This window comes from Pedobacter sp. Leaf250 (genome assembly GCF_920984735.1).
GTDB lineage: Bacteria > Bacteroidota > Bacteroidia > Sphingobacteriales > Sphingobacteriaceae > Pedobacter.
The window spans coordinates 1-12,832 of record NZ_CAKLBU010000031.1 but is presented as its reverse complement, the minus strand read 5'-3'; the positions used below and the strand labels follow the sequence as shown (position 1 = coordinate 12,832).

Annotated in this window: 12 protein-coding genes; 5 read left to right on the top strand and 7 right to left on the bottom strand. The window is 37.2% G+C overall.

The window, feature by feature from the left end; translation table 11 throughout:
* Positions 1-79 precede the first annotated feature (79 nt).
* Positions 80-1,111 carry a dipeptide epimerase gene (locus LUA91_RS19650; protein ID WP_231427817.1) on the top strand — a complete coding sequence of 344 codons (1,032 nt, stop codon included), beginning with the start codon at positions 80-82 and terminating at the stop codon, positions 1,109-1,111.
* On the opposite strand, the gene LUA91_RS19645 is transcribed toward LUA91_RS19650, so the two are convergent.
* Together LUA91_RS19645 and LUA91_RS19640 are read right to left on the bottom strand one after the other, a co-directional pair.
* The gene (locus LUA91_RS19645) at positions 1,089-1,286 is read right to left on the bottom strand and encodes a DUF6358 family protein (RefSeq protein ID WP_231427816.1); all 198 of its coding nucleotides are present in this window, start codon (positions 1,284-1,286) and stop codon (positions 1,089-1,091) included. The genes LUA91_RS19650 and LUA91_RS19645 overlap by 23 nt on opposite strands.
* Before the next feature lie 131 nt (positions 1,287-1,417).
* Positions 1,418-1,735 (bottom strand): rhodanese-like domain-containing protein, encoded by a 318-nt coding sequence (locus LUA91_RS19640; RefSeq protein ID WP_231427815.1) that lies wholly within the window; start codon positions 1,733-1,735, stop codon positions 1,418-1,420.
* Positions 1,736-1,861: 126 nt separating this feature from the next.
* Here LUA91_RS19640 and LUA91_RS19635 point away from each other — a divergent pair, with 126 nt between their 5' ends.
* The 3 genes from LUA91_RS19635 to LUA91_RS19625 all read left to right on the top strand — a co-directional run bounded on the left by LUA91_RS19635 (position 1,862) and on the right by LUA91_RS19625 (position 6,426).
* Positions 1,862-2,986 carry a DUF4407 domain-containing protein gene (locus LUA91_RS19635; protein WP_231427814.1) on the top strand — a complete coding sequence of 375 codons (1,125 nt, stop codon included), beginning with the start codon at positions 1,862-1,864 and terminating at the stop codon, positions 2,984-2,986.
* A 281-nt stretch (positions 2,987-3,267) separates the two neighbouring features.
* Positions 3,268-5,100 carry a M61 family metallopeptidase gene (locus LUA91_RS19630; RefSeq protein ID WP_231427812.1) on the top strand — a complete coding sequence of 611 codons (1,833 nt, stop codon included), beginning with the start codon at positions 3,268-3,270 and terminating at the stop codon, positions 5,098-5,100.
* Positions 5,101-5,118: 18 nt separating this feature from the next.
* The gene (locus LUA91_RS19625) at positions 5,119-6,426 is read left to right on the top strand and encodes a M20/M25/M40 family metallo-hydrolase (protein WP_231427811.1); all 1,308 of its coding nucleotides are present in this window, start codon (positions 5,119-5,121) and stop codon (positions 6,424-6,426) included.
* A 106-nt stretch (positions 6,427-6,532) separates the two neighbouring features.
* On the opposite strand, the gene LUA91_RS19620 is transcribed toward LUA91_RS19625, so the two are convergent.
* From LUA91_RS19620 to LUA91_RS19600, 5 genes are all read right to left on the bottom strand, one after another.
* Positions 6,533-7,027, bottom strand: coding sequence for a GNAT family N-acetyltransferase (locus tag LUA91_RS19620; RefSeq protein WP_231427810.1), 495 nt, complete (start codon positions 7,025-7,027; stop codon positions 6,533-6,535).
* The gene (locus tag LUA91_RS19615) at positions 7,024-7,584 is read right to left on the bottom strand and encodes a thiamine pyrophosphokinase (protein WP_231427809.1); all 561 of its coding nucleotides are present in this window, start codon (positions 7,582-7,584) and stop codon (positions 7,024-7,026) included. Before LUA91_RS19615 ends, LUA91_RS19620 begins: the two co-directional genes overlap by 4 nt.
* Positions 7,585-7,634: 50 nt before the next feature.
* Positions 7,635-8,267 carry a thiamine phosphate synthase gene (locus tag LUA91_RS19610; RefSeq protein ID WP_231427808.1) on the bottom strand — a complete coding sequence of 211 codons (633 nt, stop codon included), beginning with the start codon at positions 8,265-8,267 and terminating at the stop codon, positions 7,635-7,637.
* A gap of 109 nt (positions 8,268-8,376) precedes the next feature.
* Positions 8,377-10,749 carry a TonB-dependent receptor gene (locus LUA91_RS19605; protein WP_231427807.1) on the bottom strand — a complete coding sequence of 791 codons (2,373 nt, stop codon included), beginning with the start codon at positions 10,747-10,749 and terminating at the stop codon, positions 8,377-8,379.
* Positions 10,750-11,332: 583 nt separating this feature from the next.
* Complete coding sequence (locus LUA91_RS19600; protein ID WP_255717839.1) at positions 11,333-11,863, bottom strand: AAA family ATPase; 531 nt, start codon at positions 11,861-11,863, stop codon at positions 11,333-11,335.
* Between the two features lie 481 nt (positions 11,864-12,344).
* On the opposite strand from LUA91_RS19600, the gene LUA91_RS19595 reads away from it, so the two are divergent.
* Complete coding sequence (locus LUA91_RS19595; RefSeq protein WP_231427806.1) at positions 12,345-12,662, top strand: carboxypeptidase-like regulatory domain-containing protein; 318 nt, start codon at positions 12,345-12,347, stop codon at positions 12,660-12,662.
* The last annotated feature ends 170 nt before the right edge of the window (positions 12,663-12,832 follow it).

Here is a 12,832-nt window from a genome sequence, read left to right as displayed (position 1 = left end):
ATATAGCCAAATGTTTTATTCCTCCGATAACTAAGTTTTAAGACGATATCCGCCCTATTTAATTATTAGACGATTGATAATGAAGATTAGTTGCAAGCAGTTTGAATTAGAGTTGAAGCACCCTTTTTCCATCTCTAAGTTTACCCGTACCAGTACGCCATTGATGCTTTTAAAAGTAGATTATGATGGCATTATTGGCTATGGCGAAGCCTCAATGGTGCCTTACATGGGCGAAAGTTATGAAACTGCCACCGCTTTTTTAAAGCAGGTAGATTTAAGTCGATTCAAACATCCGTTTAACTTTGAAGAGATTATTGGTTATTTGGATGGTATTGCGCCTGGGCAGCCAGCAATAAAAGCGGCAATCGATATTGCACTGAACGATATCAATGGCAAAATTTTAAATAAGCCTTGTTTCGAAATTTATGGAGCCGATCCATCTAAAATGCCTGTAACTTCTTACACCATCGGTATTGATACTCCCGAAGTGATTCGGGAGAAACTTAAAGATGCAGAAAATTTTAAGGTAATTAAAGTAAAATTGGGTAGGGATAATGATCGAGAAATTATCGAAACCATTCGCAGCATGACCGATGTGCCACTTTATGTTGATGCAAATCAAGGTTGGAGCGATCGGATTAAAGCCATCGATTTAATTTATTGGTTACACAACCAAGGCGTTGTTCTCATTGAGCAACCTATGGATAAAATGGATCTGGATGGCAATGCCTGGCTAACAGAACGCAGCCCGATTCCATTATTAGCCGATGAGGCGGTACAACGATTAGCTGATATGGATCAACTAAAAGGGGCCTACCACGGCATTAATGTAAAACTGATGAAAAGTTGTGGGATGTATGAAGGGCATCAAATGATTTTGAAAGCTCAGTCTTTCGGTATGAAAGTATTAATTGGTTGCATGAGCGAAACGAGTTGTGCTACCCTGGCTGCTGTTGCTTTAGCACCACTATGTAATTGGGCTGATTTAGATGGCCCTTGGTTAACCAAAAATAATCCCTTTAGCGATCCAGAGTTTGTAGATGGAAAATACGTTCTAAAAAACCTACCTGGATTAGGTTTAGAAGGAGTTACTTCTGATCTTTTTCTCTAAAATTTTTGCGTAAATCTTTCATCAGCTGGTATTTGAAATAAACCAAACAAGCCGCAACGCCAACCAAAAAGCCACCCGGAAGTGGTTTGTGATTATTATAACACCAAACTATTCCTAAAATAGAAAGGATAATAGCCAGGTTGTAAAAGATATTTAAAGCGAATTTTTTACCCACAATATAAAATGATTGAATTTTGAATGAGAGAATTAGTGAATGTTGAGACCATCGCCTAATTTAAAAAAAATGTGTTTTGAATAAGTATTGTGTTTTACATTCACTCATTCAAAACTCATTCATACTATCATTTAGTAAACCGGCATATTTGGATCATAAACTTCTTGCCAAGCTAAAATCCCACCTTTTAGGTTATATAAATTTTCGTAACCATATTGTGCTTCCAATTGCATTACTGCAGCAGCACTTCGTTTTCCGCTACGACATTGAATAATTACAGGTTTATCTTTAGCAACTTTATCAGCTTCAATTAAAATCCCACCCAATGGAATATTTTCCCCGTCAAGGTTAGAAACCTCATATTCGAATGTTTCACGAACATCGATCAATTGAAAATCTTCTTTATTGTCAATTTTCTCTTTTAGTTCTTGTACTGATATTTCTTTCATGTTGTTAAAGTATTTGTGCAAATATAAGAAAATCGATTTTACTACTATCAACAAACTGGAGTCATATATTTTCATTTAGTTCTGTAACATATCAAACCCTTAGGCGTTTAATTATAAAGTTTTACAATGGACAAACTGAACCGTTTCTTTTGGTTTTGCTCTGGCGCTCACATCCCGACACTGGAAAAGTATCCTACAGAACAAAATAAATATACTGGCATTGGTGCCACCATTTTCTTTACGGGTTTATTTGCTGCCTTATCTGGTGGATATGCCATGTATTTTGTGTTTAAAGGTGATGATCTGGCTATAATTTTTGCCATCGTCTTTGGCTTTTTATGGGGTGCAGCCATTTTTAATATGGACCGGTACATTGTGGCCAGTATTAATAAAAGCGCCAGTACCAATAAGCAACTTTTACAAGCTACCCCACGTATTTTATTGGCCATTATGATTGGTATGGTAATTTCACGCCCAATCGAATTGAAAATTTTCGACAAGGAAATTAAAGAGCGACTGAAAGTGAGTTACCTGAACGGTCAACGTTCAAAAATTGATACGCTAAATAAAGCATTTGAAAAGAAATATCAGGTAGAGTTTGGTCGATTAAATCAGCAAAAAGCCACCAGAGATTCGTTGGAAAAGGGCATTAAAACCGATCGACAAAAATTAAACTTCGAAATTTTCGGGAACAAAACCACGGAAACTTCTGGCGTAATGGGTTATGGTCCTTATGCCAAACGCAAGGAAGCAGAGATTAAGCAACGCGAAACCGAGCTTGATTCGTTAAAGGCCAACATTAATAAATCTGAAGTCTTTGTAGATAAACGTAAGGAGTTTGATGGATTGTTTAATGAGAAATTATACACTAAAAAGCAACTCGATAGTCTTGCCGATATAGCGGGTTTTGCCGACCGTAACTGGGCCTTGGGGCAATTGAAATTTAATGTTGATGGAACAAAAGATGATAATACGGCCATTGCAGTAACTTTTATTGGTTTACTATTTATTTTCTTCGAGTGTTTACCTGTTTTCGTAAAACTGATGAGCGCTCGCGGTCCTTACGATTTTGCCACTTCTGATACTGATGACATTTCAATTTATCAATCTAAAAAAGATAAAGATTTCCATTTTGAAGTCGCCGATAATATTCACGAAACCCGGGTTGATGCAGAATCATCTAAACAAAAGGAAATTATCAAAGGCAAGGCTTACCGCGATTTGGAAAAATACGATTGGGATAAGGAGTGAGGGAAATAGAAGATGGAAAATGGAAATGGGAGATGGAAAAGGGAAATAAGGAATAGAAAATGCATGATTTTAACCGCATAACGATAATACTTAGGCCATCATCCATTTTATATTATACCTCTTACGTTCCTCAATCCATCATCCATTTTAAATCATACCTCTTATGTTCCTCAGTCCATCTTCCATTTTCCATCTTACCTCTTCCATCCCTCATTCCATCAACCATTTTACATCTTAACTCTTACATTTTTTGTACTTTTCGGCTATCCAAATCCTTTTTTATGAAGAAAATTTTAGGCGCTGCTTTATTCAGTGTTTTGTCGCTCGGTGCTTTTGCTCAAAATGAAATCAGTTATACGGTTTCTTTTCCAAATGCCATTCATCACGAAGCTGAAATTACCATGCAAATCCCAAATGTTCCAACCGGAAATTTAAAGGTGCGCATGAGCAGGTCATCTCCTGGAAGATATGCTACGCATGAATTTGGTAAAAACGTGTATAATTTAAAAGCTTTTGATGCGAACGGCAAAGTTTTAATAGTTAAGCAATCTGCTGGCGATGTATATGAAATTCCATCACATGGAAACAATGTAAAAATCACCTACACTTTATTTGGCAACTGGATTGACGGCACTTATGCGGGTTTCGATGAAACCCATGCCCACATGAATATTCCTGCAACTTTTGCATTTCCTATCGGGATGGATGGCCGACCACGGTTGGTGCAGTTTAAATATGCCGATAAACAAAACTGGAAAGTGGCTACACAGCTAAAACCAATGGGCAATGGTATATTTTATGCGCCAAATTTCCAGTATTTTATGGATAGCCCGATAGAAATTGCCGATTACAAAACCGCAAAATGGGAAGTTAAAAATCATGATGGTAAAGTGCAAACCATACATTTGGTTGCACATTCAAACGATACGCAAGCAGCCATTGATCATTATGCAGCAATGCTGAAGAAAATGGTTGATGAACATTATGCGGTTTGGGGCGATTTTCCAACTTATGATTACGGCAATTATTACTTCTTGGAAGATGTGTATCCTACAAATGCCGGCGATGGCATGGAACACAGAAATAGTACTTCCATTGTTCAGCGAACCGAGAAAATTGAAGGCTATGAATCAAATTTACTGGGAACCTTCTCTCACGAATATTTCCACAGCTGGAATGTTGAGCGTTTGCGGCCAAAAACTTTGGAGCCTTTTAATTTCGAGCATTCCAACATTAGTGATGAACTTTGGCTTGCTGAAGGTTTTACGCAATATTATGGAGGTTTGCTTTTAACAAGAGCAGGGTTAAAAACCGTTGATAATTCTGTTCAGGCATTTAACGGAATGGTTAATGCAGTTTTAAATTCGCCAGGCGCCAAAAATTTTTCGCCGATAGAAGCCAGCCGATATGCCGTTTTTGCGGATGCGGGTGTGGCAATCGACCAAACCAATAAAGGAAATATTTTCCTTTCCTATTATACGTATGGCGCTGCAACAGCTTTGGCTTTGGATCTCCGTTTGCGTTCGGAATTTAAACTTACACTTGATGATTACATGAGGGCATTATGGAAAGCTTACGGCAAACCAGAGATTGCTTATACGGTTCCAGATTTGGAAAAAACATTGGCCTCGCTGACAAAGAATGAAGCGTTTGCAAAAGAATTCTTCACTAAATACATCTACGGGAAGGAGAAAAATGATTACACTAAACTGCTTATAAATGCTGGTTTCGTATTGCGTAAAGCAAAGCCAGGAGAAGCGTATGCTGGTTTTGGCAATTTTAATCCAGCGGATAGTAAAGTTACATTGACGCAAACCTTACAAGGCACACCTGCCTATCAAGCAGGTTTAGATATGGGCGACGTTATTTTAAGTATCGATGGGCAAGCTGCCACAAATGCATCAATTGTTGATCAAGTAACCAAATCGCACAAACCTGGCGATGTGGTAGAAATTAATTATCAATATCGCGGAGAAAATAAATCGACTAAATTAACATTTGCAGAAAATCCGGTAATGGAAATTGTTTCCATCGAAAAAACTGGGGGAACTTTAACGCCGTCCATGCAAACTTTTAGAGATAATTGGTTAAACTCGCAGGTAAAATCTAAATAATAACTTAATAAATATAAAATGAAAAAATTATTGCTAGTTACACTTGTCGGGATGGCAGGTTTACAGGTAAATGCTCAAAATATCGATAAAATTATCACCAGAGAATATGCCGATCATCTGATCAAAACTTTAAGTGGCGATGAGATGCAAGGTCGTGCAACATTTTCTCCTGGAATTGATAAAGCAGCCACTTTTATCGAATCTGAATTTAAAAAGATTGGATTACAGCCGCTAGCCGGAGAGAAAAATTTCCGCCAGGCTTTTTACAAATATCAAGTGGCCAATGTGAGTAAAGCCATTAAGATTGATGGTAAAGATATGGCTGCCGAAAATGTAATCCTCGCCGGTGCAAATGAAGAAAACATCACTTTAAATAAATCCAATGCAAGTGTGGTAACGCTGGATCCGGAAAAGCCATTTGTAAACCAGTTCAGATCGATGCTTTCAGCAGGCAAAAATCAAATCATTTTGGTAGATGAGAAGTTTGCTGAAAATTTTAAGCGCTACAAAGCTTATTTTGATAAACCTGCTACTTTAGATGAAAAGGATATGGGCGCTGGAAAATCTGCGGTTCAGGTTTTTGTTTTGGGTGCCAATAAGGCCGACGATTTTACTGTAGCTTTAAAAGGCAAGGTTTCTAAAATGCCTTTGTTTAATGTTGCAGGAATAATTCCGGGAAAATCAAAAGCTAAAGAATTGGTGGTTTTTTCAGGTCATTACGATCATTTAGGCGTAATAAAAACTGTTAATGGTGATAGCATTGCAAACGGAGCAGATGATGATGCTTCCGGGACAACGGCAATGATTGCTTTGGCCAAATACTACAAGGCGCAAAAGAATAATGAACGCACTTTAATTTTCGTGGCTTTCACCGCTGAGGAAATTGGCGGCTATGGGGCAAAGTATTTCTCCAGTAAGTTAAACCCTGATGAAGTAGTGGCGATGTTCAACATTGAAATGATTGGAAAAGACTCTAAATTCGGTAAAAATACAGCGTTCATCACTGGTTACGACAAGTCTGATTTCGGAAAAATTTTGCAGAAAAATTTAGCTGGTACAGAATTCACTTTTCATCCAGATCCATACACCGAACAAAATTTATTTTACAGAAGCGATAATGCAACGTTAGCAGCACTAGGTGTTCCGGCACATACGATTAGTACAGATCAAATTGATATAGATAAATTTTATCACACTGTGAAAGATGAATATAGCACATTGGATGTTGAGAATATATTAGCAACCATAAAGGCCATTGCTAAAAGTGCAACTTCAATTGTTAACGGAACGGATACGCCAACAAGAATTCCGAAGTTGAAGCAGTAGGATTACAAAATCGTCATTGCGAGGCACGAATCAATCTCAATATTGGATTTGCTTTTGTGTTAAGATTGCTTCGTGCCTCGCAATGACGACCGTTAAGTATTGAAGCCTAAAACCGATATTCCATTACATAATCATCCATAAAATAACCTCCACCGATATCGATTTTTACGGATTCTTTTATGGTGAAACCACCTTTTAAATAGAAGTCTTTAGCCTTATTGTGTTTATTAACATTGAGTTGCAGTGCAGCTCCTCCGGCATCTTTTACTTGATTGAAAACCTCATTAATCAAGATTTTTCCAACACCTTTTCCATGAGCTGAAGGCAAAACATAAAGTTTGTGCAGTTTGTAGGTTCTTTCTTCATGATCAACAATTGAGTAACCAGCGAAACCAAATTGATTTTCATTATCCTCGGCAATTAAAAAGATATGCCCTTCCAACAGTTGTCCAAGCAACTCCCCTTTGCTATACATTTTCTCGAGCATGTAATCGATTTGATTTTGCCCAATAATTTCGAGATAGGTAGCCGGCCATGTTGCTGCGGCAATATCCCTGATAATTTCTATGTCTTGCTCTTTGGCTTTTCTAATCGTAATCATAATGGTTCACTAACGAAAATTGGCAGTCCTGAAAAAGTAAACTCAACAAAACCATCATCAACCACTTCGAAAACTTCCTCTTCATTTTGCATTAAATTGGTTACTTCCAGATAACGATTGCCGTGAATTAAAAACTGACTTCCAGCTGGTTTCCATACAGAGAATCCAGATTTTATAGGGTAGTGTTTGGCCTTTTCCGTAAAGACTACAATGTTAATCTGATCTTCAAAACCCGCAAATTTTTCCAAATCAAATTTACGGCTAATTACATTTACGGCAGGATATTTTTCTTCGAATAGATAATTTATAGCCACCATCAAAGCATCAACCGGACCTTGGATAATCTTGGTGTCTTCCTGTACATCTTGATTGCTTCCGTTAACCAAAACATCAACTTTTAAACCCAGCGAGAATATTTTATCGTAATGTTCTCCATTAACCAAAAGGGTTGGGCTCCACTCTAAAAGCTGACCTAGTAATTCTTCATTAAAATTTCCAAGATCATCGATATATAAAGCTGGCTCTTGTTTTTCTTTTACAATGTGATGTGATGACATATTGCGAAGATAAAAATTAAAGTATCAAGTAGCTAGCATCAAGTTTAAGATTAAAGTTTCACCAAATCATAGAAGTCCTGATAGGCCTCGATAAAGTCATCAGCAGAATAAATTGCGCCTGAAACAGCTATGCCATAGATGCCCGTTTGCATTAAAGCCTTTACATCGTAAATTTTAATTCCGCCAACAGCTAAAACCGGGATATCTATTTGTAGTTTTTTAAGTTGGTTTATAATAGAAGAATAGTCATCAGCAGCTAAAAGCGGAAAATTATTTGGCTTGGTTTCGGTTGTAGAAAATGGGCCTAAGCCAACATAGTCAGCCCCTTCATTAGCCAAACGGATCATATTTTCGGCTGTATTTGCAGAACCTCCTAAAGTAATATCATCGCCAACTAATTTTCTCAAAGCGGTAAAATCGGCATTCATATCTTCAATATGAAAACCTTGAATATCAGCTTTGCCATTTAAATGAATGTGATCGGTTACTATTAGTGTTGTACCCCAGTCATCGCAAACTTCGGCAATGGCATTAATGTCGGCTAAAAGTTCCTCGTTGCTTTTGGTTAAACAACGGTACTGAATCCATTTTGCTCCTGCCTCGCAAGCCAACTGCACTTGATCAATGTGAGGGAAATTTGGTACATCATGGGTAATGTATTGAAGTTTTTCGATGTATTTCATGTAATGGTTATAAAAAAAAATCGTCATAGCGAGGCACGAAGCAATCTATTTAGCGAATGAGATTGCTTCGAGCCTCGCTATGACGAATGTAATGAATTTAAGCTCGCCCTTAAAACTTCACATTCAAACTCAACAAAAAGTTGCGGGTGGCCTGTGGATAGTAGTAGTTAGATCTGCTTAAATCTCCGGCGTATAAATAAGGATAAGTGCCGCCATTGCTTTCATACAAAGTGCTGAAAACATTATTGATTAATAAGCTTAAGCCCACATTTTTTATTCCAGCCAATGGTGTATTGTAACTCAAACGAATATCGTTAACAAAGAAACTAGAGAGCGTTCTCGAATCAGCCGAAGTATTATCCAGGTTCTGTTTGCCTACGTATTTGCTTAAAAACGCCACACTTGCATTTGATAATACATTGTAATTAATCTCGCTTGATGCAATGATAGATGGAGAAAAAGCAATATTTGTGTTGCTATAATTGAAAGTAGTTAAGGCGCCATTTGCATCATCATAAATAAATTCAGTAAAGTCTTTAATTTTATTTCTGCTGAAGGTGGCCGTTGCCGCCCAGGATAGATTTTTAACAATCTGCCATCTCCCATCAATTTCGATCCCAGCCCTATAACTGTCAGGAACGTTTTGACGTGTTTGTCCGCCAACATCATTTAATTTTCCAGTATTGATTAACTGATCTTTGTAAAACATGGCGAAACCATTAACGCCTAAAGAAATATTGGAAAATTGTGTACGATAACCTGCCTCTACATCGGTTAAATGTTCAGGTTTTGGACGGCTATTGATATTTGAATCTGTGAAATCCCTTCTGTTAGGCTCTTTATTTCCAACAGCAACTGATGCGTAAACGTTGCTCTTATCACTGAAATTATAAGTTAAACCTGCTTTCGGGTTAAAGAAATCTAGCGTAGCATTTTGTTGTCCCGGGTTGCCATTTGGATCAATCCCGAAATAAGAATAATATACCCTTCTATACTGCAAATCAGCAAAAAAGTTAAACTGATCAACCTGGTAATTCATCCTACCAAAAATGTTGAAATCTGTTTTAAAAGCATCATTATCATCATACCTGTGACGGATAGATCCACTGCCATCGTAATTGGCAAACTGTGCCCAAATTACTTCATCAAAGTGTTTTCCTTTATATTCATTGTAAGCACCGCCCAATACAAAATTCAGGTTGTTTTGAGGCGTATAATTTAGGGAGTAGGTTACACCATAAAAATCGTTATCCAACCAAAGCCTTCTTACTAAATCGGAAGTATTTTGTGTTACTCCACCCAATACCACAGCTGGAATTCCATAATCCGATAATTTACGGTCTTCTTTGTATTCTTCGTAGTAACCTCTTCCATAAGTATAATGTAGGGCGGCATTTGCTACCAATTGATTGGTAATGTTTCTGGTGTAGAATAATTGATAATGATCCTGCTGATAATTATCGGTTTGGTTATCGTAGGTAAAATCGTTGTGTCTGCGGTTGGTAACCAGCATATCTTCGCTAATGCCATTCCAGGCCTGGTAGGTTTTTTCAGTTCCGCTGAAAACGTTGGCACGAAGAATATCTTTTTTGCCGTAATAAGCACCCGAAACAAAAAATGATTTCAAATTTGAAGAAGCACGATCTACATATCCATCAGATTTGATTCTGGATAAGCGGCCGTCAAAAGTGAATTTATTGGCAATTAAGCCAGAACCTACACTTACTGTGTTTTTCCAGGTATCGTAAGAGCCGAAAGTATTGTTCAGTTCAGCATAGGCAGAATCTCTACGTGTGGTGGTTTGAATATTCAAGCTACCGCCAAAAGCACCGGCTCCATTTGTTGATGTACCTACGCCGCGTTGAATTTGGATATTATCAACTGATGATGCCAAATCGGGCAAATTAATAAAAAAACTTCCCTGACTTTCGGCATCATTTAACGGAATACCGTTTAGGGTAACATTAATGCGGGTTGCATCACTACCTCGAATGCGTAAACCTGTGTAGCCCACGCCAGCGCCCGCATCAGATGTTACCACAACTGAGGGCGTTTGGTTTAATAAATACGGTAAATCCTGACCTAAATTATTTTTCGCCAACTCTTCCTTATCCATGTTTCGATAAGTGGTTGCCGAATTTTTCGAAGCCCGTGTAGCGCTAACCACCACTTCATCAGCCAGAAAATTTTGCTGTACCAAGGCAAAATTTAAACTTGCATTGCCAGTTAGATTGATTGATTTTTCCTGAGACCTGTAACCTACATAACTTACCACAACGGTATAATTCCCATTAGCCAAATTGCCTAAAGTGTAATTGCCGTTGGCATCGCTAATAACCGATGTTTTTTGGTTTTTAAGTTTAATGGTTGCGCCAGGTAAAGCGTTTTGATTGTTATCCGTTACTTTTCCTGTAACCGAATTTTGTGCCCATGCGAAGAAAGGCAACATTGCAACAAGAGCTGCAAAAAGTAAATTTTTCAATGTTTTTGTTTTTAGTTAAACCCATCGGAAATAGGGGTACTCCCGATTTCAGTTAAACTTCCATAACTCCAATCCCTACGCCGGCATTACCCGGATCAGGTGCATTCAAGTTAAAAGTTGAGGGTTAAAAGTTGAAAGTTTGCGTGATCCAAACTTTTTACTTTCTACTTTTCACTTTTTACTTAAAATGGGTATGATCTCAGCCCGTTTTTGTGTTTATAACAAACAAGGCACCCCTAATGATGGGGCAAATGTAGAAAAATATGTGAAGATTGTTTTAAAATGTCAGATAATCTTTTTTGAAAAGCAATTTTTATTCCTTGTCAGTCAATTTCTGCCCTGCTTACATTACAATCTTTTTATAATTAAGTTACTAACCCTAATGGCATTTTGCTTATTTGGGTTAGTAACTTTCAAAATATAAAAAGGATTTTCATTTTAATCGGGTTTAGTTAACTTAAGGTTGTACAACTATGTTGCCACCTAAACCCGACCATAGCGAGATGCCCACAATTTTTCATTGTGGCAGAAGCGGGGGCGGGAACAATTTGACCCAATAACCACAGCAATTGCTTTTCAAAAACTATAAACCTAAAAATTCATCAATCGCTTTTATTGCATTCTGAATACGAACATCGCCTATTCCACTAATTATTTTATAATTTGCATTTAACGCTTTAAGTTCTTTATGCCACACTTCCATAAAATATTCACGCTGGTTGGGGAAATCCCTTAACGGATCATCCTGCCATGGCAAATCAATGTCCATTAACAAATAAAGATCATAAGGTCTTTTCGGTAAAGCATCCAGAACCAATTGAGGTGTTTCGCCCAACATTTCATCGCTCCAAATTTTTACCGTAACAAAGGTGGTATCGCAAATAATAAAATCATTTTCAGTTGTTACTAAAATGGCATCTTCCAAAGCTACCTGGCCGTAATACATGTTTACTTCATCCTGTAAGGTATAAGGTGCAGTTAAGTTTTCGCAATAATAGCGGGCATACTCTGGTACCCAAGAAACTTTATAATATTTTGCAAGCAGTTGCGACATGGTCGATTTTCCTGTGCTTTCCGGACCTACAATGGCAATTTTTTTAATAGAATGGCTCACACTAAATTTTTTAACGATCAAATCAAATGTAAAAGAAAAACCCTTTAAAAGAAAAAATCCGGTCGAGGAGGGCTCCTCTGACCGGATAATAAACCAAACAAACTATTTATGAAGAAATCCTCATTGCGGGTAACTAATCCGCGGAGGAAGCTTTAGATCTTTTTCTAAAGTATATACAAAACGCATATATGTTCTGCTTATTACAACATTATTGCCAAAAATTTTACTAGGGATGTTTCATGACGAAAACATGACTTCGTGTCTGTTTAACACTATGGATATGTTACATTCTAATCTTGTTTTAACGATCTGTTAACGTTTTCAGGGCACTATTTTAAACAAACTTTAAATATCATGTACAAAAATTCAGACAAATAAGCGTTAAGAGATAATACAGTGTTCTAAATCTGCGACAAACAATTTTTCTGATACAACTGTTTAACGGTTGATATTTATATTTTCATCCCCTAAAATAATTAATATGAAAAAGCTAGGTGTATTTTTAACCGCATTGATGTTATCAACTATATTCTTTTTAGCATTCTCTTTTATAAAAGTTGGTGGAATTGTTGGGAGAGTTAGTCCGGCTGACGCTGTTGCCGACGTTTCTTTAGTGGCGGGAACGGATACGCTTAAAGCACAGATAAGTCAGGGTGCATTTACGTTTACCAATTTGAAAGAAGGCGTTTACACCATTTTAATAAGAGCGAATGCGCCATACAAAGATACCTTAATTGAAAAGGTTGCCGTAAAAGATAGTGCCACTACCGATTTGGGCGAAATAAAATTGCAGCAATAACATTAATTGCAAAAGAAAAATTTAAAAAGAGGAGCTTATAAACTTAGTCGTGGTCGGAAGATTTTTCTTCCGACTTTTTTTGTTTTTTAATTAATGAATTATCATCATAAACATCTGATTATCAGAATTTTAAATTTGTTTTTGTTGTTTTGTTTTCTTATCTTATAGGC